Below are 25,036 nucleotides of genomic sequence, written 5' to 3'. Positions count from 1 at the left end.
ATGAAGACGGCGCTCGCCCTTATGAGGAGATGAACCCTATTCGAAACGGAAGGCCAAACGGTGGTTGGTCAGCTTGGCAAGTTGTTGCAGCCGACCTTCGAGGCGCTCGCCGGCAAAGTCACGATATTCCGCGGGAACCACGAACTCCAAATCGAGATCAGGTTTGGGGGATTTCTGGAAGGTGAGATTGCGAACGACGCCGGGCATAGATGCCGAGAAGAGGTAGACCACACGCAGCAAGCCGCCGAGCAGCTTGGCGCGCTCGACAAATCGCGGCGTGGCGATCGCGGCGAGAGGACTGGTCGCACCGTCGTCATACGGCCCTTCGAACCGATAGTAGTTCGTCAGCGCGATGAAGGCACGACCTGGGTGACTGATGCCGACGAAAGATGAGTGGGCGATGATGTTCAGCGCCTGCAGGCCGCGGTAGTCAGGATGCGCACGCCAACTGATGTCGGCAAGCAGACAGGCAGCCTGACGATAACGCGCCTCCTCCTCCGTCTCGGTAATGCCGAAGTAGGGCATCATGCGGCCAGTCCAGTCGGCCAGTTCTCGCGCATGTTCGGGCGAGCGCGCGCGCAGTATGGCGAGTTCGCCAGCAGCCGCAAGCAGCGGATCGCTGCGGCGCTCGCTCTCGGAAAGCAACGAATAGAGGTAGCCTTCTCGAACGCCCTGTCCCGAGAACGAGATCACAAAGGGCTTCATCGCGCTCAGGACTTCCTTCATGGCGACCGCGCCGAACGGCAGCAACGCGCGGCGATGCTTTGAGACGGCCATCCAGGCAGGGTCCTTCGAGTCCCTGGCAATCTCCACTTGATCGAGGAACTGCATCATCGCCTCGAGCGAGACCTCGTAGCCCTGCATCATGTGCAGCGGATACTGCGTCAATTCCATGTGCAGCTTTGCAATGTTTCGCCAGGTGCCCCCGACGGCATAAAAGGTCCGCCCGGCACCCTTCGCCAGCAGCTTGGCACTTGTTCTCACATGCTTGCGCGCGAAGGTTCTAGCCTTCTCCATCGAGCCGCCGGCATATTCCGAAAGGCGAAGGCCGCCGAGCGGCAAGGTGATCCCCTTGCCGATTTCCTTGCCCTTGATGTCGATCAGTTCGAGCGAACCACCGCCCAGATCGCCCGCAATACCGTCCGGATCGTAGAAACCGCTGACAATGCCGAGGGCGGAAAACTTCGCCTCTTCTTCACCGGAGAGAACGCGGACCTTGCGCTGAAGAATGGTTTCGGCCTTATGGATAAAATCGGGGCCGTTGGATGCCTCACGTGCGGCCGCCGTCGCCAGAACGTACATGGTGGCGGCGCGTGCCTGATCGGACAAAGCTTTGAACCGATGCAAGGCGGCCAGCGCGCGTTCAACACTCGCCTCATCCATCTTGCCGGTCAGCGCGATTCCTCGACCGAGGCCGCACAACACCTTTTCATTGAAAAGTATAGTCGGCGAACGGGACAAACCTTCATAGATGACCACGCGGATCGAGTTCGACCCGATATCGACAACGGAGACCGGGGCAATCCCTGGAAGGCGCCCCTGGGCTTCTGATTCAACCATGCAGGTCCAATATTACTTGTTGTTTCGGCCGGAAAGCAGGCCGGCGATCAGCTTGGGCGCACTGGATTTCAAGGCTTCGCCACGGCCGGACAGGCTGGGGTTGGTCATGAAATACTGCTGCGCGTTGAACGGCTCCTCGCCCTTGCGCACCTCCATGCGCCTGGACGTCCCGTCGGGCAATATCTCGTAGCTTTGCTGATTGTCAATGATATTGCCGAGCATAATCTGTGAGAGAACCTGCTCGTGGACCGTCGGGTTGGTCAGCGGAACCAACGTTTCGACCCGTCGATCGAGGTTGCGCGGCATCATATCGGCCGAGCCTATATAGACCAAAGCCTTGTCGGACGGCAGCCCGTGACCATTGCCGAAGCAGAAGATACGGCTGTGTTCCAGGAAGCGACCGACGATCGACTTCACACGGATATTGTCGGACAGGCCCGGCACCTGCGGGCGGAGGCAGCAGATGCCACGGATGACGAGATCGATCTCGACGCCCGCGCGGCTTGCCGTATAGAGCGCGTCGATGATCTCGGGGTCGACGAGCGAATTCATCTTCATCCAGATCGCCGCTGGCGCGCCGTTCTTGGCATGCTTTATCTCCTCTTCGATGTGGCGAACGATGCGCGAGCGCAGCGTGTAGGGAGAAACCGCGAGTTTCATGCTCTCTTCCGGCTCGCCATAGCCGGTGATGAAGTTGAAGATATTCGCCATGTCGTGGGCGACCACCGGATTGCAGGTGAAGAACGACAGGTCGGTATAGATCTTCGCGGTGACCGGATGATAGTTGCCGGTGCCGAGATGGCAGTAGCTGCGTAGCTTGCCCTCTTCGCGGCGGACAACAAGCGACATCTTGGCATGAGTCTTCAACTCTATGAAGCCAAAAACAACCTGTACGCCGGCGCGCTCCAGATCACGTGCCCAGCGAATATTCGCCTCTTCATCGAAGCGAGCCTTCAGTTCCACTAGAGCTGTAACCGACTTGCCCGATTCAGCTGCGTCGATCAGGGCACGGACAATCGGGCTGTCATTCGAGGTGCGGTAGAGCGTCTGCTTTATCGCCAGAACGTCGGGATCGCGCGCAGCCTGGAGCAGAAACTGGACGACCACATCGAAAGACTCGTAAGGATGGTGAACCACCATATCCTTTTCGCGAATGGCAGCGAAGCAGTCGCCGGCGTGCTCTCGGACCCGTTCGGGAAATCGCGCATTGTAAGGCTGAAAGCGAAGGTCTTCGCGCGGCGCCTTGGTTATCTCGGACAGCGTATTTAGCGCGAGAAGTCCCGGCAGAACCGCAACCCGGTTTTCCGGAACACTGAGCGCCTGCACGACAAACTGGCGCAACGACGCTGGCATCTCTGAATCGGTCTCGATGCGGATCACTGACCCGCGGCGCCGCCGCTTCAGCGCGGTTTCGAAGAAGCGCACGAGATCTTCGGCTTCTTCCTCGACTTCGATATCGCTGTCGCGGATGATTCGGAACGTACCCGACCCCTGCACCTCGTAACCGGGATAGAGCCTGTGGATGAAGATGTTGGTCACGTCTTCAAGGGTGATGTAGCGGATCGTGTTCCTATCATCCGGTAGACGAACGAAGCGGTCGAGCGCCGGCGGCAGGCGCAGCAGCGCCGTCATCGGCTCGCGGCCGTTCTTGCTGACGAGCTGCAGGCCGATCGAGAAGCCGAGGTTCGGAATAAAGGGGAACGGATGCGCCGGATCGATCGACAGCGGCGTCAACACAGGGAAGATCGCCTGCTCAAATTCCGCCGCGAGCCACGCGCGATCGGATTCGCTAAGGGCTCCAGGACGCACGATGAGGATATCTTCCTTGGCGAGATACTGCTGAAGGACGGCAAGCGAAGCCTGTTGCTCCATCTGCAGATTGTCGATTTCCTGAAGGATTGCGTCGAGTTGTTCGGCGGGCGTCTTTCCGTCGGGCGCGCGCACAACGATATTCTGGCGCACCTGCCCCTCAAGACCGGCAACGCGGACCATAAAGAATTCATCGAGGTTTGCGGCCGAGATCGAGAGGAAGCGGACGCGCTCAAGCAGCGGATGCTCGGTGTTCAGCGTCTCCTCGAGAACACGCCGATTGAATTGCAACCAGGAGAATTCGCGATTGATGAAGCGCTCGGGACTGGCGAGCAACTCTTCAAGCGATGGCACAGTCTCAGTGGTTTCCGGAGTAGTTTCGTGATGCTCCGCGACTGCGCTATCCATGGTCTGATTGTCCCGTTTCATTCGGTCAAGGGAATTATATCAGTTTCACGACGGAACTGTGACAGTCAATCCGATGGTTCGGAATTACCCAATTCATTCAACACTTCAGCGGTAAGAACTCGGGTAATCTTCGTGCCTCGAGAAAGGGCCAGCCGGTCCAACCTGTCAACGATCATCTGGGCTGCGTTTAACGACCGCTCCATCCGGTTAACGATATAGAGGACCAGTTTGTCATCTATATTAAGCTGGCGGTCGGCAAACAACTTAACAATGACCTGGGACAAAAGTTCCTCATCCGGTTCACCGATCTCGACAACCGTCGCCGCTTTCAGGCGCGAGCGAAGATCCGGCAGTTCCACCGGCCAGGACATCGGCCAAATGCGACTGGTCATCAAAAGGCTGTGGCCATTTTCCCGTACGCTGTTGATCACATGGAAGAGCTCGGTGTCGTCGAAGCCAAGGCGGTCGACGTCTTCGAACAGCACCGAACCCTTGGCTGCATCGACAGCCGCGTTGGCGCCGGTCTTCGGATGGATTTCTGCGGCGCCGCTGCGATCTTTCCAGATCCTCGCCAGATGCGATTTTCCGGAGCCGACAGGCCCGGCGAGAATCACAATGGGTGAGGGCCAATGCGGCCATGCATCGACGATCGAGACAGCCGCAGCAAGCCGTTCAGATATCAACAGATCGTCGCGTCCCGTCGCGGCATCGTGCGAAAAGGCCAGGGGAAGCTGTTCGACGGCATAGCGCCTTGGGCCAGCGTTTTTCACATCGGTCATTTGGGGTCGGCTTTTGTCTTACCGACCTGGCCGTTCTTCGACCCGCCGGCATAAAGATCGCTCTGAAGGTAGCGTGAAAGCGCAAAACGGACAAGCACCCCAACGGCGGCGGCGGCCGGCACGGCAACCAGCAGACCAACGAAGCCGAACAACGCGCCGAAAGCAAAGAGCGCGAACATCAACCAAACAGGATGCAGACCGACGCTGTGTCCCACCAGCTTCGGCTGGAGGATATTTCCCTCCATGAACTGTCCGCTGAAGAAGACCGCGAGCACAGCGCCGACCCAGATGTAATCGGGCCAGAACTGAACGATTGCGACGCCAACGGCGAGGACGAGCCCAACCAGCGAGCCTACATAGGGAATGAAGCTGATCATGCCAGCGAACAGACCGATGAGCAGGCCGAAGTTCAAACCAACCAGCGACAGGCCAACGGCATACCAAATGCCCAGGATAAGGCAGAGCGAGCCCTGCCCGCGGATGAACCCGGCGATCGCCTGATCGATTTCCCGCATGATCTGGTGGACATTGGCTACATAGTCGCGCGGAATGTACTGATCGACCTTGGCGATCATGCGATCCCAATCAAGCAGCATGTAAAAGGCCACGACGGGTGTTACAATCATCAGCGAGATCAGGTTGACAACGGCAAGACCGGAGCTCCAGACCTGACCGAAAAGGCCGGTCAGCAGTCCCAATCCTTGTGTTAGGATTTCAGAGAAATTGTTCTTGATCGTCCCGAGTTGGTTCCTCACCCAGTCTGGTATGAGGGAATTCTGCGACTTTGTAATGAACGTCTGCAACTGATCGATGTAACCCGGCAGGCGACCGGCAAAATCGCTGAACTGGCTTGCCAATACCGGTATCAGGATCATCAAGGCCAATACGATCACGACGATAAAGGCGATCAGAATGACGATCGTGGCCATGAGGCGGCTCAGCCCAAGGCGTTCCAGCCGGTCCGCGACCGGATCGAGGAAATAGGCCAGCGCCATACCAGCAAGGAACGGCAGGAGGATCGAACTGAAGATGAAAAGGAAGCCGATGAAGAAGGCAAGCACGATCAGCCAGAAAATGATCTGGCGCTTCAGACCTGCCCCGCTAACCTGCTGCGGCATCACGTTCCCCGCTGATCGACCGTCTTGATTTTCTGCATCGTCGCGATGCAATCTTTCGAGCACATAGGATGTGGCTGAGAGAATGGTCAACCCCGCCGCTAAAAATCCCGAGGACCTGCGTCAAAAGAGCGGGAAATTGGGGCTTTTTCCATGCAATCCCTTGCATGTAGGCCCGTGTCATGCAATGGCGACCCCCATATTCAGGCGGTGACATTTCCCGCCCCCGCAAAGCCATCGGAGAGCAGCATGAGCCAGTCTGGAAGAAACGGCCTGACCTATAGCGACGCAGGCGTCGACATCGATGCCGGAAACCTTCTGGTGGAGAAGATCAAGCCCGCCGTGCGCTCGACGCGCCGCCCAGGGGCGGACGGCGAAATCGGGGGCTTTGGCGGCCTGTTCGACCTGAAAGCCGCAGGTTTTACCGATCCGGTTCTCGTCGCCGCCAATGACGGCGTCGGGACCAAGCTGAAGATTGCGATCGACGCTGATTATCACGACACGGTGGGCATCGATCTCGTTGCCATGTGCGTCAACGATCTGGTTGTCCAGGGCGCTGAGCCACTGTTCTTTCTTGATTACTTCGCCACCGGCAAGCTCGATCCCGATCAGGGTCAGGCGATCGTCGAGGGCATTGCTGCCGGCTGCCGTGACGCGGGCTGTGCGCTGATTGGCGGCGAGACCGCCGAGATGCCGGGCATGTACTCGTCAGGCGACTACGACCTTGCCGGCTTTGCCGTCGGCGCCGCTGAGCGCGGCCAACTGCTGCCGTCAGGCAACATCGCCGAAGGCGACGTGATCCTTGGCCTCGCCTCCTCGGGCGTTCACTCCAACGGCTTTTCGCTCGTGCGCAAGATCGTCGGCATTTCGGGCCTCGCTTGGGATGCCACGGCTCCGTTCGCGGAAGGCAAGAGCCTCGGCGAAGCCCTGCTGACGCCGACCCGCATCTATGTAAAGCCGCTGCTCAAGGCGATCCGGGAAACGAAGGCGATCAAGGCACTGGCACATATCACCGGCGGCGGCTTTCCGGAGAATATTCCGCGTGTTCTGCCAAAGCACCTCGCAGCCGAGATCGATCTTGCCGCCGTCAAGGTTCCGGCGGTCTTCTCCTGGCTTTCCAAGACCGGCGGCGTTGAGGCCAAGGAAATGCTGCGCACCTTCAACTGCGGCATCGGCATGATCGCCGTGGTTTCGGCTGAGAACGTCGCGACCGTCACCGCGGCGCTCGAAGCTGAGGGCGAGACGGTCGTGACGCTTGGCCGGATGATCGCCCGCGCCGAGGGTGCAGCCGGTACGCTCTACAAGGGCACGCTCGCCCTATGACGACGCCGCGCAAACGTGCCGTCGTCTTTATCTCCGGCGGCGGTTCCAACATGATGGCTCTGGTCGCTGCTGCCAAGGCTGCCGACTATCCGGCGGAGATTGTCGGCGTAATCTCCGACAAGGCCGATGCGGGCGGGCTCACCAAGGCGGCAGCCGAGGGCATCCCGACATTTGCCTTCGCGCGCAAGGATTATGCGAGCAAGGAAGCGCACGAGGAGGCAATCTTTGCCGCGCTCGATCAACTTTCCCCGGACATTCTTTGCCTTGCTGGCTACATGCGGCTTTTGAGCGGCACCTTCATTCAGCGCTACGAAGGCCGGATGATCAACATCCATCCTTCCCTGCTCCCGCTGTTTCCCGGCCTGCACACCCATCAGCGCGCGATCGACGCCGGGATGCGGATCGCCGGCTGCACCGTGCATTTCGTCACCGAAGGCATGGATGAGGGACCGGTGATCGGCCAGGCGGCCGTTCCAGTCCTTTCCAGCGACGATGCTGACAGCCTGGCAGCACGTGTGCTGACCGTCGAGCATCAGCTTTACCCGCAAGCGCTGCGGCTCTTTGCCCAGGGTAAAGTCAAGATGGCGGGCGGCAAGGCCGTTAGCACCGAGGCTGTGGCAGCGCCGGCGGAACGTAACAGCATTATCTCGCTGATCGGCGAAGGCGCCTAAGCCTCAGGCGGCAAGCCCCCGCGGCTGGTGCAGCGTGCCATCGCTGTAGACGAAACGGCCTTTGCGGAACGTCGCTCGGATGCGGTGTACGTCGCCCGCTTCGATGACTACAAGATCCGCCTGCTGACCGACGGCAATTTCACCGCGATCCAGAAGACCGGCGGAACGCGCTGCATTGCGGGTCGCCATGGCGGCGGCATAAGGCAGGTTGGTGCGGTCGGCGATCTTGAAGATGCCGGGCACGAAAGCAGCGGGATGATAGTCGGCGGCAATGACGGTCAGAAGGCCGGCGGCGGCGGCATCCAATGCGCTGAGATTGCCGGACATCGACTGGCCGCGCAGCGCGTTAGGCGCGCCCATCAGCGTCCAGAGACCGCGGCGCCGCGCTTCTTCCGCTGCCGGAAGCGTCACCGGAAATTCGCTGATCGTGACACCGAGATCGTGCATTTTCGCAACCTTCTCCACGCTATCGTCATCGTGGGAGGCGAGCGACAGCTTGTGCTTCAGAGCGAGATCGACGACATGTTTCAGCTTGGTCTCGATTGCCGGATTGTTGCGCAATTCGATGCGCTTGGCGACCATCTCGGCGGCCACCTCCTCGGAAATTGCACGGCGCTCAGCAATGCTCAGGATGTAGCTCTCAATGTTGTTGTACTGCCCCTGCCCCGGCGTGTGATCGGTCAGAGAGATCATGTCGACGTGGCCGGCATCGAGCAGCTTTTCCAATGCCGGCGCAGCACCAAGATTGGTGATTTCGTAGCGCGCGTGTACGCGGTGATCGATCAAAAGATTGTTCTTCAGCCGGTTAATGCTTTCGATCACGGCCGACGTGGTCTCGAGTGAGCGGACATGACCGTAGACGCTTTCCGTTGCGAATGAGACGGCCGCGAATGCAGTCGTGACACCTGCGGCAGCCAGCTTCTTATCCAGTTCGTGGATGCTGAAATCTATCGGCATCGGTGCATTCGGACGAGGCGCGATCTCGCGCTCCACCATGTCGCCGTGAAGGTCCACGAAGCCCGGCGCCAGAAGGCGCCCGCCACCATCGATCGCGGCATTGGCGACTGGCTCGGGTCTGATTTCAGCGATTGCGCCGTCCTCGACATAGACCGACCCGTGGCTCACGATCTCATCTGGGAGGACAAGCGTAAAATTGCTGAGCCACATCGGTCTTCTCCAGACAGGAATCTATGATAAGGCGGAGCGCATAGCGCTGATTCATGACATCAGAGTGAACGATTAGCCTCGCAAATTGGCCTAAACGCTATCGCAACGTGTCGCGGTTCATGATCGCCCATTGCAGGAGCGTAATTGTCTTCAGATCGACGATCTCGCCATGCTCGATCATCGCCATCACTTGGTCGAGCGGCACTTCCAGAACTTCGATGTCTTCGTGCTCGTGAGAAAGCCCACCCCCCTCCGATACCCGGTCCGTTGAATCGATCGTTGCGGCGAAGAAGTACTGCAATTCCGTGCTCGAACCCGGCGCGCTGTAGGCTTTGAAGAGGAAGCGCACGTCGCGGATGCGGAAGCCGGTTTCCTCTTCTGCTTCCCGGCGGATCGCCGCTTCCGGGGCATCACCATCCAGCAGCCCTGCCGGTGCCTCGACGATCCAGGCCGGCTCGCCATGAAGGAAGACCGGCAGCCGGAATTGCCGTACGAGGATGACGATGTCGCGTCTGGTATCATAGAGCAAGATCGTTGCGGCCGGCGTACGATGGTAGACCTCGCGCTGAAGCCGATGTGTCTCGCCGTCGGAATCCGTGTAGTCGATCTGGAAGTTGCTCAGACGCGTCCAACCGTCAGCGAGGATCCTTTCATCGACGATCTCGGCTTTTGCCTTGTCGAACTTCGTCATGCGATATCCCTGCGCAACCAGACCTTGTTGTCGTGAACCGCCGCGCCACCATATGGCGCGACAGGATCGGCTCCGGTCAGCACGTTGATGCCCTCGCCGTCGACATGCGCCTTATTCGGCCAGAGGCCTTCGGCAATCAACACCCCCGGCTTAACCTCTTCGGTGATGCGCACATGGATGCGCAGGTCGCCGCGACCATTGCCGATCCGCACGAGATCGCCATGCCCGATGCTTCCCGCGGCCGCATCGATCGGGTTCATCATCAGCTCCGGCCGCCCCTCTTTTTGGCGCGAAGTCTTCGTCTCCGAGAAGCTCGAATTCAGGAAGTTGCGCGCCGGCGACGTTGCCAGACGGAACGGATGCTCCACATCGGCGACCTCGATGACGTCGACCTGATCCGGGAACGCCGGTAGCTGCTCGTGCGGGCCGAGAGCCCCAACGGCAGCCGGCGGCTTGTTCGGCGCGGGACCATCCACCCAGTTCGGCCGGAAATGGAACTTGCCATCTGGATGCGCGAAGCCCTTGAGAAAATGGGCATCCTCGAAATCCGGCTGGCGGTCGAACCATTTATGCTCGAGGAAATGATTGTAGCCCGGAAGATTGCTGCTCTCGAGAACCCGATCGATCATTTCGCGTGCCGTCAAGCCGAAGCCGGGGCGGTTGGCGACGCCGAGACGTTTTGCCAGTTCCTCGATCACGAACAGGTTCGTTCGCACCGTCTCTGGCGGCTCGACCAGCTTTGGGCCGAGCAGAATGTGGTTCTGGCCGCCGGCACGATAGATATCGTCATGCTCAACGAACATCGTTGCCGGGATGACGATATCGGCCATCTCAGCCGTCTCCGTCATGAACTGTTCGTGAACTGCAACAAATAGGTCGTCGCGAGCAAAACCGCGCTTCACCAGCCGCTGCTCGGGGGCAATATTCACGGGGTTCGTGTTCTGCACCAGCATGGCCGTGACTGGGCCGCGATGGCGTAGCGCGACGGCATCGCCTGTCAGCGCGCGGCCGATCTGCGACTGGTCGATCATGCGGATATCAGCATCCTTCATCGATTTGCCCGTCAGTACCGCATTATCCATGCGGAAGATATCGCTGTTGGAATGGAAAGCCCCGCCGCCTTCATACTGCCACGAGCCCAGGACTGTCGCGATGGAGGCGGCCGCATGCATGGCGACCGCGCCGTTGCGCTGGCGGGTGAAGCCATAGCCGAGTCGAAAATAGGTCTTCTTCGTCGTGCCGACGAGCCGCGCGAAGCCTTCAATCTCATCGACAGAAAGGCCGGTGATGGCAGCCGCCCACTCCGGGGTCTTCGTCTTCAGGTGCATTTCGAGACCGGCCGAGTCGTCGGCATACTTCGCCATGTAGTCGCGATCGGCGTATCCATCGCGGAAAGCAATGTGCATGACCGCGCATGCGAGAGCCGCGTCCGTGCCCGGTTTGACGATCAGTGCCATGTCGGCCTGCTTCATCGTCGGATTGTCATAGATGTCGACCACGACGATCTTCGCACCGCGCTCCTTGCGGGACTTGATGGCATGGGTCATGACGTTGACTTGCGTGGACACCGCGTTCGTGCCCCAGATCACGACGCAATCGGTGCGGCCCATCTCGCGCGGGTCAGGTCCCCGCAGAGTCCCCGTCGCCATGGTGAAGCCGGTCCAGGCCGGATTGGTGCAGATCGACGAGAAGAAACCGGAATAACGCTTGGCGTGGCGCAGGCGCTCGATCGAGTCGCGCTGGACCCAACCCATGGTGCCGGCGTAGAAATAGGGCCAGACCGCTTCACTGCCATCCCTGGCTTCGGCCTTAACAAACGCCTCGGCGATTTCGTCCAGCGCATCGTCCCAGGAAATCTGCTGCCACTGCCCAGCCCCCTTGGCGCCAGTTCGGCGCAGAGGATGCATCAGCCGGTCCGGATGATAGAGACGCTCGGCGTAGCGCGCGACCTTGGCGCAGATGACGCCCGAGGTGTAGCTGTGGTCGTTTGCGCCGCGAACACGGCCGATGCGGCCATCGTCGCCGATTTCCACATCCAGCGCACAGGTGGAGGGACAGTCGTGCGGACAGGCCGTGTGACCGACCCTGACGTTCGACTTGGCGGAATTGGCGTGAATGGGGGTCGCATTGTTCATGGCTTTTCTATATTCGAACCGGAAACCGGCCAAAAGTCACAAATGACGTCCATCAGGCGAATTCATCACGGGCATCAGCGAAAATGAACTACCGCCACATCTACCACGCGGGCAATTTTGCCGATGTACTGAAGCACACCGTTCTGGCGCGCCTGATCCGCTACATGCAGAAGAAGGATGCTGGCTTCCGCGTGCTCGACACACATGCCGGCATCGGGCTTTACGACCTCTCCTCCGAGGAGGCGCAAAAGACTGGGGAATGGAGCGAGGGCATTGGCAAACTCCTTGAAACAGAGCATGCCCCACAGGTCGCCGAACTGCTCGAACCGTATCTTTCCGCTGTCCGCGACCTGAACCCGGAGGGCGGCATCCGTTTTTATCCAGGCTCTCCGAAGCTTTCTCGTATGCTGTTTCGTCCGCAGGACAGGCTTTCGGCGATGGAATTGCATCCGGAGGATTTTGCACGGCTGCATCGGCTGTTCGAGGGCGATCACCAGGTACGGGTCACCGAACTCAACGGCTGGCTTTCGCTCGGCGCGCACCTGCCGCCGAAGGAGAAACGCGGCATCGTCCTCGTCGATCCGCCGTTCGAAGAGGATGGCGAATACGAGCGTCTGGTGGATGGTTTGGCAAAAGCCTATCGCCGCTTCCCCGGCGGAACCTATTGCTTGTGGTATCCTTTGAAGAAGGGAGCGCCGATCAAGGATTTCCATGAGGCACTACAGGCCCTTGGTATTCCAAAGATGCTTTGCGCGGAACTCAGCGTGCGCAGCGACCGGGGGATGACCGGCCTGACTGGTTCCGGCCTGATCATCGTCAATCCGCCCTTCACGCTGAAGGACGAGCTGCATGCCTTGCTGCCCGCGCTCAAGGATCAGCTCGCTCAGGATCGATATGCCTCGCATCGAGCGTTCTGGTTACGCGGCGAAAACAAGGTGGCAAGGGACGGTTGACCGACTCTTGCCGCCGCGAAATAGTCGCGCTGAAAAACGACCAATGGAAGAGCCGCCATGAAGATCCTCTGCGCACCGACATCTCCCTACTCAAGCAAGGTCCGCATGGCCGCGCGCTATCTGGAACTTGATGTCATCGAAATTCGCGTGGATACCAACACCGGTCCGGCAATCCTGGTCGACAACAATCCACTTGGCAAAATTCCAACACTGCTGACCGACGACGGCCAGTCGATCTTCGATAGCGTCGCCATCATGCATTATTTCGACCGGCTGAAAGGCAAGAAGCTCTACCCCTCCAAGAATGGCAAGCGGACGGAGGCCGAAATTCTCGAAGCGCTATGCGATGGGATTTGCGATTGCCTGCTCGCAATTGTCTACGAACGGCGCTTCCGCGATGAAGAAAAGGTGCACCAGCCCTGGATCGACCGGCAGTGGAAGAAAGCAGTCAGCGGCTTGAATCATCTCAGCGTGCATCTACCGAAGATTGGCAAACGGCTGCACGGCGGTCATTTTGCCCTCGCCGCGACGCTGGGTTATCTCGAGTTACGCTTCAAGGGGCAGTGGGAAGCCGATCATTCCGAACTCATCGCCTGGGGTCGTGAATTCCAGAGGAAGTTTGCCGCCTATGGCGAACTGAAGGCCCAGGTCGGCGGCTGAGCCCTGTCGGTCTTCACGAAATCGATGAAGGCACGCAGCGCAGTTGGCAGTTGCCGGCGGCTTGGATAATAAAGGAAGAAGCCCGGATAGAAGGGGCACCAGTCTTCCAGCACGCGGATCAGCGTGCCCTCTTTAATCGCCATCTGCACCTGCTCTTCGAAAAGATACCCGAGACCGCAGCCGTGCATCACCGCATCGAGGATGATGTCCTGATCGCCCAAGGTCAACGGACCGCTGACGTCGATCTCTAGTTCTATGCCGCCGCGCTCGAACTCCCATCGATAGAAGGAACCGCCGGCAAAGCGGTAGCGCACGCATTGGTGGTCTCGTAGATCATGTGGGGTAAGCGGCCGCCCCCTGCCCTCGAAATAGCCCGGCGCAGCAACCACCGCAAAACGGTGGCGTGGGCCTATCGGCATCGCAACCATGTCGGCCGCGATGCTCTCCCCGAACCGAACGCCGGCATCGAAGCCGGATGATACCATGTCGACCAGCGCGTCATCGATGACAATCTCGACCTCGACAGAGGGATAGGCTTTCAGGAAACGAGAGACGATCGGCAACAACACCAGCCTGGTGGAGGCGCGCGCCGCGTTGATGCGCAGCTTGCCATGTGGCTGACCTCGGAAGCTGTTGAGGTCGTCAAGGGCGGCATCGATATCGAAAAATGCGGGGCGGATGCGATCGAAAAGCCGCTCGCCGGCCTCGGTCAAGGCCACGCCGCGGGTCGTGCGATTGACCAGGCGAACCGCCAACCGGTCCTCAAGCGCCCGCAGTGCATGGCTGAGGGCGGATGGTGTAACACCCAATTCGACCGACGCCTTCCGGAAGCTTCGGTGGCTGGCGATCGCCAGAAAGATCGCAAGATCGGTCGAGCGCACACGTTTCATTGATGAATTTTTCTCAAGAACCTGTGAAACACAAGGTAAATTCTCTCAGCTATCCCAATACGCTACCTTCACTCCGTAAGCAAATCGCACCGCAACGGACAAGGAGATCGTCATGCGTGTTTGGTTCATCACAGGGGCTTCGCGTGGTTTCGGCGCCCTCATTGCTCAGGAAGCCCTCAATGCCGGCGACGCCGTCGTCGCGACGGCGCGTAACCCGACGGGTCTCAACGACAAGTTCGGCAATCACCCGAACCTGCTCGCAGTGTCGCTCGACGTAACCGACGAAGCCTCTGCACACAAGGCGGCGGAGTTAGCCGTCAAGCGCTTCGGCAGGATCGACGTGCTACTGAACAATGCCGGTTTCGGCTTGCTCGGTGCCGTTGAGGAAGCGACCACCGAGGAAATCGAGAAGCTCTATGCGACAAACGTCTTCGGCCTGCTGAAGGTCACCCGTGCCGTGCTGCCGCATATGCGCCACCAGCGCTCGGGGCACGTTCTCAACATCTCGTCCATCGGTGGCTACAAGTCGCACGCCGGATGGGGCATCTATTGCTCGACGAAATTCGCGGTCGAGGGCATCTCCGAAGCTCTCGCCGCCGAACTGGCTCCGCTCGGTATCAAGGTGACAGTCGTCGAGCCCGGCTTCTTCCGCACCGACTTTCTGGACGAGAGCTCGCTCGCCGTCAGCCCGAGTTCGATTGCCGACTACAAGGAAACGCCTGTGGGCGCGATGCGCGAGTTTGCTGCAGGCCATAACCACCAGCAGCCTGGCGACCCTGCCCGCCTTGCGAAGGCGATGGTCACTCTGGCGCATGCGGAAAATCCGCCGTTACGCATGCCGTTCGGGAGCGACACCGTGGCGGTCATCGAGGCGAAGAATGCGCATGTCGCGCAGGAACTGGCTGCATGGCGGGAGCTTGCCGTTTCGACCGACTTCCCCAAATAGGCGCTAAACTGCTCAATGCAAAAACGCGAGCGCGAAGCGCTCTCAACAGTTCGACGCAGCCGCGAGCGATGCAAAGAGGCCGGAACATCATATCCGATGTTCCGGCCCCTGATATACAAGCCGGGCTGAGGCCCGACCTTTTCCTTATTCGATGTTCGGCTTAGAACTTGACGCCGATACCGACCTTGACGCTGTGCTCGTCGTAACCACGAGAGATGTTCGCGCCGCCGACGTGGAAGTCGCTGTCAGCGTAATTCGTGTAGCGATACTCAACACGGGCCGTGATGTTGTTGGTGACGAACGTTTCTGCACCCGCGCCAACCGTGTAGCCGAGCGACGTATCGGTGTCAGAGCCGGCGGCGTTGCTGAACTTGTTCTTTGTAGCAGCGAGACCGGCCGTGCCGTACAGCAGGAACGGGTTCAGGTCGTAGCCGATACGGCCGCGAATAGAGCCGTTGAGCTCGTTCGTGCCTTTGCCACCGCCAGCAGCCCCATCCGCGCCGGAATAGCCGATGTCGGCTTCCGCACCGTAAACGATCTGTCCAGCCTGCCAGTTGTAGCCGGTGTAGATCTGGCCACCGAGCGCGCGCGCGTTGTACTTGTTGCCAAAGCCGCCCATGTTGTAGGTGCCGGCGCCGCCGAGGTAGAAGCCCTGCCAGTTGGCAGCGGGAGCCGGCTCATTCTGTGCAACCGGAGCTTCCGGGATCTGATCCACGGCATCGGCTGCATAAGCGGCGGAAAACCCGCCAAGGGCAACGGTCGAAACCAACAGGCTAGCAATAAACGTACGCATACTCGTCTCCTTTCAGACCCGCGCCCTTCGTCAACTGTCCTACAGCGAAGCATTCGCGGGCTATTACAAATGTCCCTTGCGGTTCGGAAGGGAAATTGATGCGCAATTGAGGATTTGAAAGAGCCAAATTGTGATTTGATTGTGGCGCCTGGATGGCTGAAATTCGATGTTGCTTTGCCGCAACAGAATACTTGTTAACCATAATGAATGGTTAAATTATGAATACTTATTTTACTGAATTATATTCTTAACTAATACATACAGTAATTCCGAAATCGCCGCAATCAAAACGGCTATTTATCTCACCTTCTCTCGCGCCTATATAAGCAGCAAACAGAATTCTGCGGCGAAAAGGCATGATTTTGAACGGGAAAAGACTTCGGACGGCGCTCGTGACCGGGGCGGCCAAAAGAATAGGCAGGGCGATAGCTGAGGATCTGGCTGCGAATGGCTTTGCGGTTGCGATTCATGCCAGCCGTTCGATTGAAGCGGCCGAGAACCTCGCGGCGAAATTGCGGCAAAGCGGTTCCCGGGCGGTTGCCACGCAAGCTGATCTCCGGAACATTGACGAGACCCACGATCTCATAAGAAGAGCATCGGAGGCCATCGGGCCGATCGATCTGCTCGTCAACAACGCTTCCGTTTTCCACGAAGATTCGGTTCGCCAAATCGATGCCGAGGCATGGGACGAGCATTTCGCCGTCCATGTCCGCGCCCCGTCCATTCTCGCGGCGAACTTCGCGGCGCAACTGCCTGAGAAGGCGGATGGTCTGGTGGTCAACATCATCGACCAGCGGGTCTGGGCACTGCGGCCGAGCTTCTATTCCTATACGCTGTCGAAGTCGGCCTTATGGACCGCAACACAGACCATGGCGCAGGCGCTCGCGCCGCGCATCCGCGTCAATGCGATCGGACCTGGCCCCTCGATGCCGAGTGAACGGCAATCGCAACAAGACTTCCAAGCGCAGGTCTCAGCGCTTATCCTCAAGCGGGGGCCGCAGCTTGAGGAGTTCGGCAAAACGATTCGCTTCCTCTACGAAACGCCCTCGATCACCGGTCAAATGATTGCCCTCGACGGCGGCCAGCACCTTGCCTGGCAGACGCCCGATGTGGCGGAGATTACGGAATGAATTCAAGAAAGCTGCCGGACGGTGGCATTCTCTACGACGAAACGGACGATGCAGACGACGATATCGACGTGGAGAGCGACACTTCTCCGGCGCAGATTTCGACTGCGATCGATTGGAACGAAGGCGGGGTCAACGAGACTGGCCTTGTCGGCGCGGATCTCATCGCCGAATTCGTTAAGCGCCTACCGAACAGCCCGGGTGTCTATCGTATGTTCAACGAGGCCGGGGACGTCCTCTATGTCGGCAAGGCCCGCAGCCTGAAGAAGCGCGTCAGCAACTACGCGCTCGGGCGCGTCCACTCCAACCGAATCGCACAAATGGTACGCCTGACCGCGAACATGGAGTTCGTGACGACGCGCACCGAAACCGAAGCGCTGCTCCTCGAAGCGAATCTGATCAAGCGTTTGCGGCCACGCTTTAATGTGCTGCTGCGCGACGACAAGTCGTTCCCCTACATTCTGATAACGGGCGACCATCGCGCTCCGGCAATCTTCAAGCATCGCGGTGCTCGCGCCCGCAAAGGCGACTATTTCGGTCCTTTTGCGTCAGCTGGCGCCGTCGGTCGCACGATCAACTCGCTGCAACGCGCCTTTCTCATCCGGACTTGTACCGACAGCGTATTTGAGACGCGTACCCGCCCCTGCCTTCTCTACCAGATCAAGCGCTGTTCCGGGCCGTGTACACATGAGATCAGCGACGAAGGCTATGCCGAGCTCGTGCAAGAGGCCAAGGATTTCCTTTCCGGCAAAAGCCAGAAGGTCAAGGAGCATATGGCCAAGGCGATGAACCTTGCGGCCGAGGACCTCGATTTCGAGCGCGCAGCCGTCTATCGCGACCGTCTCGCGTCGCTCTCGCACGTGTCCAGCCATCAGGGCATAAACCCGGCCGGCGTGGAAGAGGCGGATGTCTTCGCGATCCACCATGAGGGTGGGATCTCCTGCATTCAGGTGTTCTTCTTCCGCACGGGGCAGAACTGGGGTAACCGCGCCTATTTCCCGAAGGCCGACCCTCAGCTGTCGGCCGCCGAGGTGCTGAATGCCTTCCTCGCTCAGTTCTACGACGACAAGCCAGTGCCGAAGCAGATCCTTTTGTCGGAGACTGTCGAAGAACTCGAACTCCTTGCCGCTGCACTTGGTGAAAAGGCCGGACATAAGGTGTCCATACTCGTGCCGCAGCGCGGAGAGAAACGCGACCTGGTCGAGCACGTGATCGCCAATGCGCGCGAGGCACATGGCCGCAAGCTCGCGGAAACGGCGTCACAATCCAGGTTGCTCGAGGGTTTCAAGGAAACCTTCAAGCTTCCCTATGTGCCGCAGCGCGTCGAGATCTACGACAACTCGCACATCATGGGCACCAACGCGGTCGGCGGCATGGTCGTGGCGGGGCCGGACGGTTTCGTCAAGAACCAGTACCGAAAGTTCAATATCAAATCGACCGACATCACGCCGGGAGACGACTTCGGGATGATGCGCGAAGTGATGACGCGGCGCTTCTCGAGGTTGCTCAAGGAAGAAGGTCTGCCCGACCGCAGCCAGCCGATATCGCCGGCGGATGCCGCGGACATGCCCTTCCCCGCTTGGCCCGACGTCATCCTGATCGACGGCGGACAGGGACAGATGACGGCCGTGCGCGCGATCCTCGAGGATCTGGGAATCACCGACAGCGTTACCGCAATCGGCGTGGCCAAGGGTGTCGACCGCGACGCCGGGCGCGAGCGCTTCTTCCCGCCGGGACGCGAGAGCTTCACCCTGCCCCCACGCGATCCGGTCCTCTATTTCGTCCAGCGCATGCGCGACGAGGCGCACCGCTTCGCAATCGGCTCGCATCGCGCCCGGCGCAAGAAGGAGATGGTTAAGAATCCGCTCGATGAGATCGGCGGGATCGGGCCGTCGCGAAAGCGCGCCCTGCTGCAGCATTTCGGAACAGCGAAGGCGGTTTCCCGCGCCGCCTTGTCCGACCTGATGGCGGTCGAAGGCATTTCGGAGACAGTCGCCAAGCAGGTTTACAATCATTTTCACGACGACGCCGCGAAATAGGTGGCGTCAGTCGCAAATTCCACGCAAAGGCAGCGAAAAAATAGAAAGAATGTTGACGCTTTAAGGTCAAAGCCGTCATCTACGGGCTCATCACTTCAGAGACAAGTTTCATGGCATCGCGCGCTTATAATATCCCGAACCTGCTGACCTACGGCCGCATTCTGGCGGTGCCGCTGATCGTGCTGTGCTTCTTTCTCGAAGGAAAGCTGGCGATCAGCAATACGGCACGATGGGTGGCGCTGTGGATCTTCATCATCGCGTCGATCACCGACTTTCTCGACGGGTACCTCGCCCGGATCTGGAACCAGACGTCGAACATCGGGAGAATGCTCGATCCAATCGCCGACAAGCTGCTGGTCGCCTCCATTCTTCTGCTGGTCGCCGCCGATCAGACGATTGCCGGCTGGTCGATCTGGGCGGCAATCACCATTCTCTGCCGCGAGATCCTGGTATCGGGTCTGCGCGAATATCTGGCTGCTCTGAAGGTCAGCGTCCCCGTGACGCGGATCGCCAAGTGGAAGACGACGGTGCAACTCGTCGCGATCGCGTTTTTGCTTGCCGGCCCTGCTGGCGACGAAATTTTCCCGTATACGACGAAGGCTGGCATCGGCCTTCTCTGGATTGCTGCTATCCTGACGATCTACACGGGTTACGACTATTTCCGGGCTGGCCTGAAGCACATTGTGGATGATGAAGAATGACAAAGCTCGTCTATTTCGCTTGGGTACGCGAACGGATCGGCAAGTCCGAAGAAGAGATGGCCCTGCCCGCGTCCGTTGTCACAGTTGCCGATCTTCTGAATCATTTGAAGACGATGGGCGAGGAATATGAGACCGCGCTTCAGTTTCCCGATGTCATTCGCGTTGCAGTCGACCAGGAGCATGTCGAGCATGACGAGCCAATCGGCAACCCCAAGGAGATCGGCATTTTCCCGCCGATGACCGGAGGCTGACGTGAGCAGCAGGGTCGAGCCCGACATCCGCGTCCAACGCGAGGATTTCGATCTTCAAACGGAAGTCGACCGGCTCGCCAATGGCACGAGCGGGATTGGCGCGATCGTGACATTCTCGGGTTTGTGCCGCGACGAAGGCGGCAGGCTCGCAGCGCTCGAACTGGAACATTATCCAGGAATGGCCGAAGCAGAGATGAACCGGATCGCCCGCCTCGCGATCGAACGCTTCGGGCTTCTCGGCCTGACCGCCATTCACCGCTACGGCAAGATCGCGGCGCGTGAGCATATCGTGCTCGTTATCGCTGCGGCACCGCATCGGCAGGCCGCATTCGACGGCGCGAACTTCGTGATGGACTTTCTGAAGACGGCCGCTCCTTTCTGGAAGAAGGAGCACGCCAAGAATGGTTGCACGGGCGAATGGGTCAGGGCAAAGGACGCGGATGACGCCGCCCGTGACAAGTGGAAATAGTCAGGGTATCGCCCGCTCCCTCCTGCTAAGGATGAGCAGAAGCACAAGCAGCGAGAAAACTACGAAATCGCGCCAAAGATACGGACCGTAAGCGCTCCACATCGTCTCCGCGACACCGAGCCCGGCCGCACCCCCAGCCGACTTCAAAGGGTTCGAATATCCGCCGACAGCTGCGACCATAAGGACCTTGAGGCCGAACATGAGGCCGGCGCCGAAATCCATGGTACCGTAGTAGAAGGTTGCGAGGATGCCGCATGCCGTGGCGACCAACGCAGCCGCCGCGTAGGCAACAAGAAAGACGCGGTCGGCGCTGGTGCCGCACAGTTCCGCGGCCAAAGGGTCGTCGGTTACAGCCCGCCAGAGGCGCCCCCAGGAAGTAAGCCGCATGACGGCAACGCCAAGCGCGATCATGGCACACATCAATCCGGTATTGATGAGCTGGATCTCGGTCAGCGTCACCTTGAACACCCCGTCATTCCAGAAAATGACGACGCTGTTCAGGAACGGTGACAACCATAGGCTCTTGGTGTCCGATGCAAGTCTCGCCGTTTCCATCAGCACGATCGTAATGCCGAGCGCTGCCACGATCACAGTGTTCGACGATTTCCGCACCAGCGGCAGCATGATGGAGCGCCCGATCCAGACTGCTGCGAGCATCGAATAGACGACCGAGAACAAGGCTCCCAGCGCCAGCGCCGCCGGCAGGATCAGCCAGAGCCTGTTGTAGCCGAGATCGGTGAAAAGCAGCAAAATTTGGCCCGAAAACGCGAAGATCGCCCCATAGGTAATATCGGCACGCTTGGTCACTCCAAAAGCCACGGCGTAGCCGAAGGCGAGCGCAGCATAGAGTGCAGCCAACGGTACCGCGTTTGCCAATTGCTGCAGCAGATAGGCCATGAAATACTCTCCGATGCTGAAATAATAACTGGCAAAACTAATTTTACCAGTTATATTTTGAACATGAGCTTTGCCTGGACCCCGCACCGCTTTTCCGGAGGCGCATTGGCGCTGGATGTCGCCAACAGCGTCGTCCTTCGTCATGACGAAACGCGACGGATCGATCGTTTCGAAACATCCGCCCAGCTAGAAGCCTTTCCGCAGGCTGCCTCAGCGTTCTGCGCAGAGCGGGAACTCTTCGGTGACATGGTTGGTCCTGCCCCACAGAACAAAGGAAATTTCCTTGAGTTGCGCGAGGCGACGGACGGATATTTCCGGGCCCGTGTTACAGGCGAAAGCGATGACCAGCTGCTCGCCGCCCTTTTGGAGGCATTGGCGCGCACGTTGCGTGGCGCCAATGGAGCGAACGGCCTTGATGCGGCAACTGCGCATTCGGTGTTGCGGCTGATCGCCATGCCGGATCCCGAACGCATGAAGATCTGCCGAAATTGTGGCTGGCTCTTCCTTGACCGCAGCAAGAACAGAAGTCGCGCCTGGTGCGACATGGCGGTGTGCGGCAATCGCGCAAAAGCGAGCCGCCATTATCGCCGGAGGAAAGAGGAGGAAGCGCCATGAAAGCGCTATCGACGGCGGTTCTTGTTGCAGCCTTGGTGCTTGCGGGATGTCAGCGAGAGAACGACGGGCTGGTCGAGATCAGCGGTCGTGTCTTTGTGTTCAACTACCGGATCGCCGTCGCGACCTATGTCGTGACCTTGAACAAGAAGGCCCCCATTCCGGAAGGCACGGTGGCAATCGCGGAATTCGAAAACCCGGCGGGCGGTGACGTGCTGGTGACCAATGAAAAGGTCTATCCGTTCTGGGACAAGATCACGCTTCAGAGCCCCGCAATTCATTGCGTCAAGAAGGACAAACCTTACGTCGTGAACGTTCGCCTGGTCGATGCCAAGGGAGAGACCTTGCAGAGCCTGAAGACCGAGGTGATCTCCAGCCTCGACCAATCGGTGATGCCCGGCAAGCCATTGGTCATCGGGCCCCTCTACACCAAGAACCCCGAGGTCTTCAAACCGGATGGCACGGTCGACTACGATTCCGCCGGCACCTGCCCTTCAACGTAAAAAAGCCGGAGCAGAGCCCCGGCTTTCAGAGTCAATTCAAAGACTTCAGCGGTTTCGCTGAGGGCCTGATTCAGCCGACGATTTCGGTGTCGGAGAACCAGTACTTGATTTCCTGGGCAGCGGTTTCCGGAGCATCCGAGCCGTGAACCGAGTTTTCGCCGATCGACAGGGCGTGAACCTTGCGGATCGTGCCTTCGTCAGCGTTAGCCGGGTTCGTCGCACCCATGACTTCGCGGTTCTTTAGGATGGCGCCTTCGCCCTCCAGAACCTGAACGACGGTCGGGCCGGAGGTCATGGTTTCGACGAGCTCGCCGAAGAACGGGCGCTCCTTGTGGACGGCGTAGAAACCTTCGGCTTCGCGCTTGCTCATCCAGACGCGCTTGGAAGCGACGACGCGCAGGCCGGCGTCTTCGAGCATCTTTGTGATGGCGCCCGTCAGGTTGCGCTTAGTTGCGTCCGGCTTGATCATCGAGAAAGTGCGTTCAGTCGCCATTGGTCAAATTCCTTTATTCCGTGGGAAAAGTGGGCGGTGTTTACCCGTCCGAGGGCCTGAAAACAAGGGGGCTCTGGTAATTTCACGCCGCTGTCATGGTCCGGCGCATTTACGTGCGACGATCATCAACTTTCATGATTTCATCAAAGATGATTGCCTCAAATTGCTTTAACATCGGCTGCGGAATGGACGCAGGAGAGAAAATGCTGAAGCAATATAGGATGTTTGCGGATTACAATCGTTGGGCCAACGCGATCGTCTACGCCGCCGCATCGGAACTGACAGAGGCGGAATTTCGGGAAAATCGAGGCGCCTTCTTTGGTTCGCTGCAGAGGACGCTCAACCATCTGCTGGTGGCCGACCGGGTCTGGATGAAGCGCTTTACCGGTACTGGCGAGGCGCCTTCAACGCTCGATCGCGTGCTTCACGAGGATCTTCCGTCACTGCTTGGGGCCCGCTGCGTCGAAGACCAGCGGATCATAGACTGGGTAGACACACTCGATGAGCCCTCGCTTGCTGCGAACTTCACCTACATGCCAATTACCCAGTCCATCGAGATTACGCAGCCGCTGTGGGCAGGCCTCTCACATTTCTTCAATCACCAAACCCATCACCGTGGCCAGTGCCACATGACGCTGACAGCGCTCGGAAAACCCAGTCTCGGCCTCGACCTCGCATACTACCTGCGTGCCGACGGCAAACGATGGCTTGACAACTGAGCATCAAGCACCCGTTAACCGAGTCACAAGAACCACCGTGGCGCGCCTCGCCTCAGACGGTCAGATTCAACCTATCTTAAGCCATTGCACGCATAGGAAGAACAGCGCTGGGCCGAACTGGGCCGACGAGCGGAGGGGACTGTCATGCGACGTGCAGCATCGGATTCACAGGTGCAACGGGAGGCCTCGCGGCAAGGCTCTGGAACCGACATCCAACGCGTCAGCCAGCATATCAGTCGCCTTGGCATCGCGGGCCTGCCTCGCAATTATGAGCTCCTATATGATGCAATCATCGGGCAGAACGCCGCCTTGGCGCAGGATATCGCGTCCCTTGGCTCGGCACCGAACCAGGCTGCGCTCGACGATCTCGGCCTGAAATATCGTCTTATCGGCCATTGCGGTATGATCGACCATGCGTCGCAGGCCGAGGCGCTCAAACTCCTGCGAGAGGCCATGGAGCATCTTGCCGAGTGCCTTCTCCACAGACGAGCGTTTACGCGGGCGGCAGAAACCGTATTGAACTCAATCGTCGGCGATCCGGAACAGAGCCTGTCCTCTCTGATGAACGAGATGGAGTACCTCTCGCAAGCGCTTGAGGACGCGACAAATGGAGAAACGGCGCTGCAGAACAAGCTGCAAGTCGATCTCGAACGGCTTGAGACGCTGGCCCGTGGGGTGGCGGCAGCTCAGGTTGCCTCCACGACCGACAAACTGACGGGCCTCCCAAACCGGATCGCCCTCAACAGGGCAATCGCTGATCTTTATGAACGCGAGGAAGGCTTCGCCGGCAGCGCTCTCATCATGGTCGATATCGATGACTTCAAGACATTCAATGGTCGCTACGGCACGCACACAGGAAGCCGGCTATTGAAGAAGCTGGCTGACATCTTCCGTAAATCAATCAAGAAGAACGACGTCGTCGCGCGAACGGACGGTGACGAATTCTCCTTTCTGTTTGCCAATGTTGGCATGCAAGAGGCCGTCGTGATTGCCGAACGCCTGCGCACGTCGGCGGAGGACAACCTGATCTTCGCAACGTCCGACAACATCGTGCCCGCCCGGCTCACGATTTCGCTCGGAATCGCACTGAGCGCCGATGCGACGACGGCATCGCAATTGCAGGCAAATGCGCGCGTCGCACTCTACGCGGCCCAATCAAACCGCCGACAGCCTATACAAGCATTCGGGCGCTGAGCGTCAGGCTTGGAGTTGGATCCGAAGAAGGTCGCGATGCCTTTGCGCAAGGAACGGCGCATTCATTCTCCGTCGCAAGCCGAAGGACTGGCTGTCTTCCAACCATCGAAAAGCGACCGAGGATATCCTCG

The 25,036-nt window shown here is 59.2% G+C and carries 25 protein-coding genes; 14 read left to right on the top strand and 11 right to left on the bottom strand.

The features are described from left to right. Positions 1 to 36: 36 nt before the first annotated feature. The 4 genes from ppx to BN77_RS10445 all read right to left on the bottom strand — a co-directional run bounded on the left by ppx (position 37) and on the right by BN77_RS10445 (position 5,674). The gene (ppx, locus tag BN77_RS10460) at positions 37 to 1,560 is read right to left on the bottom strand and encodes an exopolyphosphatase (protein WP_007531418.1); all 1,524 of its coding nucleotides are present in this window, start codon (positions 1,558 to 1,560) and stop codon (positions 37 to 39) included. Positions 1,561 to 1,572: 12 nt separating this feature from the next. Continuing rightward, entirely contained in the window at positions 1,573 to 3,777 is a 2,205-nt protein-coding gene (locus BN77_RS10455) for an RNA degradosome polyphosphate kinase (RefSeq protein ID WP_007531416.1), read from the bottom strand. Positions 3,778 to 3,842: 65 nt separating this feature from the next. Continuing rightward, positions 3,843 to 4,556, bottom strand: coding sequence for a DnaA regulatory inactivator HdaA (hdaA, locus tag BN77_RS10450; RefSeq protein ID WP_007531414.1), 714 nt, complete (start codon positions 4,554 to 4,556; stop codon positions 3,843 to 3,845). Then, positions 4,553 to 5,674, bottom strand: a complete 1,122-nt coding sequence (locus BN77_RS10445) for an AI-2E family transporter (RefSeq protein ID WP_007531412.1) — start codon at positions 5,672 to 5,674, stop codon at positions 4,553 to 4,555. Before BN77_RS10445 ends, hdaA begins: the two co-directional genes overlap by 4 nt. Positions 5,675 to 5,920: 246 nt before the next feature. On the opposite strand from BN77_RS10445, the gene purM reads away from it, so the two are divergent. Beyond that, positions 5,921 to 6,994, top strand: coding sequence for a phosphoribosylformylglycinamidine cyclo-ligase (purM, locus tag BN77_RS10440; protein ID WP_007531408.1), 1,074 nt, complete (start codon positions 5,921 to 5,923; stop codon positions 6,992 to 6,994). After that, a complete protein-coding gene (purN, locus tag BN77_RS10435; RefSeq protein ID WP_007531406.1) occupies positions 6,991 to 7,665 on the top strand; it encodes a phosphoribosylglycinamide formyltransferase in 675 nt (224 codons plus the stop codon). Before purM ends, purN begins: the two co-directional genes overlap by 4 nt. 3 nt (positions 7,666 to 7,668) lie before the next feature. Here purN and BN77_RS10430 read toward each other — a convergent pair whose 3' ends face one another. The 3 genes from BN77_RS10430 to BN77_RS10420 all read right to left on the bottom strand — a co-directional run bounded on the left by BN77_RS10430 (position 7,669) and on the right by BN77_RS10420 (position 11,658). Further along, the gene (locus tag BN77_RS10430; protein WP_007531404.1) at positions 7,669 to 8,832 is read right to left on the bottom strand and encodes an alpha-D-ribose 1-methylphosphonate 5-triphosphate diphosphatase; all 1,164 of its coding nucleotides are present in this window, start codon (positions 8,830 to 8,832) and stop codon (positions 7,669 to 7,671) included. A gap of 97 nt (positions 8,833 to 8,929) precedes the next feature. After that, entirely contained in the window at positions 8,930 to 9,523 is a 594-nt protein-coding gene (locus BN77_RS10425; protein ID WP_007531402.1) for an NUDIX domain-containing protein, read from the bottom strand. Next, positions 9,520 to 11,658 carry a molybdopterin oxidoreductase family protein gene (locus BN77_RS10420; protein WP_007531400.1) on the bottom strand — a complete coding sequence of 713 codons (2,139 nt, stop codon included), beginning with the start codon at positions 11,656 to 11,658 and terminating at the stop codon, positions 9,520 to 9,522. The genes BN77_RS10425 and BN77_RS10420 overlap by 4 nt, the downstream gene beginning before the upstream one ends. A gap of 83 nt (positions 11,659 to 11,741) precedes the next feature. Here BN77_RS10420 and BN77_RS10415 point away from each other — a divergent pair, with 83 nt between their 5' ends. Together BN77_RS10415 and BN77_RS10410 are read left to right on the top strand one after the other, a co-directional pair. Continuing rightward, on the top strand, positions 11,742 to 12,611 hold the full coding sequence (locus BN77_RS10415; RefSeq protein ID WP_007531397.1) for a 23S rRNA (adenine(2030)-N(6))-methyltransferase RlmJ: 870 nt from the start codon (positions 11,742 to 11,744) through the stop codon (positions 12,609 to 12,611). A 57-nt stretch (positions 12,612 to 12,668) separates the two neighbouring features. Continuing rightward, on the top strand, positions 12,669 to 13,271 hold the full coding sequence (locus tag BN77_RS10410) for a glutathione S-transferase (RefSeq protein ID WP_007531395.1): 603 nt from the start codon (positions 12,669 to 12,671) through the stop codon (positions 13,269 to 13,271). Here the strand turns inward: BN77_RS10410 and BN77_RS10405 are convergent. Further along, entirely contained in the window at positions 13,238 to 14,161 is a 924-nt protein-coding gene (locus BN77_RS10405; protein ID WP_007531393.1) for a LysR family transcriptional regulator, read from the bottom strand. The genes BN77_RS10410 and BN77_RS10405 overlap by 34 nt on opposite strands. Before the next feature lie 112 nt (positions 14,162 to 14,273). On the opposite strand from BN77_RS10405, the gene BN77_RS10400 reads away from it, so the two are divergent. Beyond that, the gene (locus tag BN77_RS10400; protein WP_007531390.1) at positions 14,274 to 15,107 is read left to right on the top strand and encodes an oxidoreductase; all 834 of its coding nucleotides are present in this window, start codon (positions 14,274 to 14,276) and stop codon (positions 15,105 to 15,107) included. Between the two features lie 160 nt (positions 15,108 to 15,267). Here the strand turns inward: BN77_RS10400 and BN77_RS10395 are convergent, their stop codons facing one another. Then, entirely contained in the window at positions 15,268 to 15,900 is a 633-nt protein-coding gene (locus BN77_RS10395) for an outer membrane protein (RefSeq protein WP_007531388.1), read from the bottom strand. Between the two features lie 362 nt (positions 15,901 to 16,262). Between BN77_RS10395 and BN77_RS10390 the strand changes: the two genes are divergently transcribed. From BN77_RS10390 to BN77_RS10370, 5 genes are all read left to right on the top strand, one after another. Next, positions 16,263 to 17,030: an SDR family oxidoreductase gene (locus tag BN77_RS10390; protein WP_040677687.1), complete on the top strand. Its 768-nt coding sequence runs from the start codon at positions 16,263 to 16,265 to the stop codon at positions 17,028 to 17,030. Further along, entirely contained in the window at positions 17,027 to 19,066 is a 2,040-nt protein-coding gene (gene uvrC / locus BN77_RS10385; RefSeq protein ID WP_007531385.1) for an excinuclease ABC subunit UvrC, read from the top strand. The genes BN77_RS10390 and uvrC overlap by 4 nt, the downstream gene beginning before the upstream one ends. Positions 19,067 to 19,176: 110 nt before the next feature. Beyond that, positions 19,177 to 19,767, top strand: a complete 591-nt coding sequence (gene pgsA, locus BN77_RS10380; RefSeq protein WP_007531383.1) for a CDP-diacylglycerol--glycerol-3-phosphate 3-phosphatidyltransferase — start codon at positions 19,177 to 19,179, stop codon at positions 19,765 to 19,767. Then, a complete protein-coding gene (gene moaD, locus BN77_RS10375) occupies positions 19,764 to 20,018 on the top strand; it encodes a molybdopterin converting factor subunit 1 (protein ID WP_007531381.1) in 255 nt (84 codons plus the stop codon). The genes pgsA and moaD overlap by 4 nt, the downstream gene beginning before the upstream one ends. A 1-nt stretch (position 20,019) precedes the next feature. After that, positions 20,020 to 20,487 (top strand): molybdenum cofactor biosynthesis protein MoaE, encoded by a 468-nt coding sequence (locus BN77_RS10370; protein WP_007531379.1) that lies wholly within the window; start codon positions 20,020 to 20,022, stop codon positions 20,485 to 20,487. On the opposite strand, the gene BN77_RS10365 is transcribed toward BN77_RS10370, so the two are convergent. Next, the gene (locus BN77_RS10365; protein WP_007531377.1) at positions 20,488 to 21,384 is read right to left on the bottom strand and encodes a branched-chain amino acid ABC transporter permease; all 897 of its coding nucleotides are present in this window, start codon (positions 21,382 to 21,384) and stop codon (positions 20,488 to 20,490) included. Between the two features lie 63 nt (positions 21,385 to 21,447). Between BN77_RS10365 and BN77_RS10360 the strand changes: the two genes are divergently transcribed. Together BN77_RS10360 and BN77_RS10355 are read left to right on the top strand one after the other, a co-directional pair. Further along, positions 21,448 to 21,999: a CGNR zinc finger domain-containing protein gene (locus tag BN77_RS10360; protein ID WP_007531375.1), complete on the top strand. Its 552-nt coding sequence runs from the start codon at positions 21,448 to 21,450 to the stop codon at positions 21,997 to 21,999. Beyond that, positions 21,996 to 22,499 (top strand): hypothetical protein, encoded by a 504-nt coding sequence (locus BN77_RS10355; protein WP_007531373.1) that lies wholly within the window; start codon positions 21,996 to 21,998, stop codon positions 22,497 to 22,499. The genes BN77_RS10360 and BN77_RS10355 overlap by 4 nt, the downstream gene beginning before the upstream one ends. A 70-nt stretch (positions 22,500 to 22,569) precedes the next feature. Here the strand turns inward: BN77_RS10355 and ndk are convergent, their stop codons facing one another. Further along, positions 22,570 to 22,992, bottom strand: a complete 423-nt coding sequence (gene ndk / locus BN77_RS10350) for a nucleoside-diphosphate kinase (RefSeq protein WP_007531371.1) — start codon at positions 22,990 to 22,992, stop codon at positions 22,570 to 22,572. A 203-nt stretch (positions 22,993 to 23,195) separates the two neighbouring features. Here ndk and BN77_RS10345 point away from each other — a divergent pair, with 203 nt between their 5' ends. Both BN77_RS10345 and BN77_RS10340 read left to right on the top strand, forming a co-directional pair. Then, positions 23,196 to 23,711: a DinB family protein gene (locus BN77_RS10345; RefSeq protein WP_007531369.1), complete on the top strand. Its 516-nt coding sequence runs from the start codon at positions 23,196 to 23,198 to the stop codon at positions 23,709 to 23,711. Positions 23,712 to 23,855: 144 nt separating this feature from the next. Then, positions 23,856 to 24,905 carry a GGDEF domain-containing protein gene (locus BN77_RS10340; protein ID WP_007531367.1) on the top strand — a complete coding sequence of 350 codons (1,050 nt, stop codon included), beginning with the start codon at positions 23,856 to 23,858 and terminating at the stop codon, positions 24,903 to 24,905. Positions 24,906 to 25,036 lie beyond the last annotated feature (131 nt).

Origin of the sequence: Rhizobium mesoamericanum STM3625 (assembly GCF_000312665.1) — a bacterium.
In the GTDB taxonomy this organism is placed as follows: domain Bacteria; phylum Pseudomonadota; class Alphaproteobacteria; order Rhizobiales; family Rhizobiaceae; genus Rhizobium; species Rhizobium mesoamericanum.
Note: the sequence above shows the minus strand (reverse complement) of the source record. Positions and strands in the feature narration are given on the sequence as shown.

Excerpts from the sequence above, each read along its gene's own strand:
- ppx (WP_007531418.1), bottom strand. The coding sequence starts at position 1,560 with ATGGTTGAATCAGAAGCCCAGGGGCGCCTTCCAGGGATTGCCCCGGTC.
- BN77_RS10455 (WP_007531416.1), bottom strand. The coding sequence starts at position 3,777 with ATGGATAGCGCAGTCGCGGAGCATCACGAAACTACTCCGGAAACCACT.
- hdaA (WP_007531414.1), bottom strand. The coding sequence starts at position 4,556 with ATGACCGATGTGAAAAACGCTGGCCCAAGGCGCTATGCCGTCGAACAG.
- BN77_RS10445 (WP_007531412.1), bottom strand. The coding sequence starts at position 5,674 with ATGCCGCAGCAGGTTAGCGGGGCAGGTCTGAAGCGCCAGATCATTTTC.
- purM (WP_007531408.1), top strand. The coding sequence starts at position 5,921 with ATGAGCCAGTCTGGAAGAAACGGCCTGACCTATAGCGACGCAGGCGTC.
- purN (WP_007531406.1), top strand. The coding sequence starts at position 6,991 with ATGACGACGCCGCGCAAACGTGCCGTCGTCTTTATCTCCGGCGGCGGT.
- BN77_RS10430 (WP_007531404.1), bottom strand. The coding sequence starts at position 8,832 with ATGTGGCTCAGCAATTTTACGCTTGTCCTCCCAGATGAGATCGTGAGC.
- BN77_RS10425 (WP_007531402.1), bottom strand. The coding sequence starts at position 9,523 with ATGACGAAGTTCGACAAGGCAAAAGCCGAGATCGTCGATGAAAGGATC.
- BN77_RS10420 (WP_007531400.1), bottom strand. The coding sequence starts at position 11,658 with ATGAACAATGCGACCCCCATTCACGCCAATTCCGCCAAGTCGAACGTC.
- BN77_RS10415 (WP_007531397.1), top strand. The coding sequence starts at position 11,742 with ATGAACTACCGCCACATCTACCACGCGGGCAATTTTGCCGATGTACTG.
- BN77_RS10410 (WP_007531395.1), top strand. The coding sequence starts at position 12,669 with ATGAAGATCCTCTGCGCACCGACATCTCCCTACTCAAGCAAGGTCCGC.
- BN77_RS10405 (WP_007531393.1), bottom strand. The coding sequence starts at position 14,161 with ATGAAACGTGTGCGCTCGACCGATCTTGCGATCTTTCTGGCGATCGCC.
- BN77_RS10400 (WP_007531390.1), top strand. The coding sequence starts at position 14,274 with ATGCGTGTTTGGTTCATCACAGGGGCTTCGCGTGGTTTCGGCGCCCTC.
- BN77_RS10395 (WP_007531388.1), bottom strand. The coding sequence starts at position 15,900 with ATGCGTACGTTTATTGCTAGCCTGTTGGTTTCGACCGTTGCCCTTGGC.
- uvrC (WP_007531385.1), top strand. The coding sequence starts at position 17,027 with ATGAATTCAAGAAAGCTGCCGGACGGTGGCATTCTCTACGACGAAACG.
- pgsA (WP_007531383.1), top strand. The coding sequence starts at position 19,177 with ATGGCATCGCGCGCTTATAATATCCCGAACCTGCTGACCTACGGCCGC.
- moaD (WP_007531381.1), top strand. The coding sequence starts at position 19,764 with ATGACAAAGCTCGTCTATTTCGCTTGGGTACGCGAACGGATCGGCAAG.
- BN77_RS10365 (WP_007531377.1), bottom strand. The coding sequence starts at position 21,384 with ATGGCCTATCTGCTGCAGCAATTGGCAAACGCGGTACCGTTGGCTGCA.
- BN77_RS10360 (WP_007531375.1), top strand. The coding sequence starts at position 21,448 with ATGAGCTTTGCCTGGACCCCGCACCGCTTTTCCGGAGGCGCATTGGCG.
- BN77_RS10355 (WP_007531373.1), top strand. The coding sequence starts at position 21,996 with ATGAAAGCGCTATCGACGGCGGTTCTTGTTGCAGCCTTGGTGCTTGCG.
- ndk (WP_007531371.1), bottom strand. The coding sequence starts at position 22,992 with ATGGCGACTGAACGCACTTTCTCGATGATCAAGCCGGACGCAACTAAG.
- BN77_RS10345 (WP_007531369.1), top strand. The coding sequence starts at position 23,196 with ATGCTGAAGCAATATAGGATGTTTGCGGATTACAATCGTTGGGCCAAC.
- BN77_RS10340 (WP_007531367.1), top strand. The coding sequence starts at position 23,856 with ATGCGACGTGCAGCATCGGATTCACAGGTGCAACGGGAGGCCTCGCGG.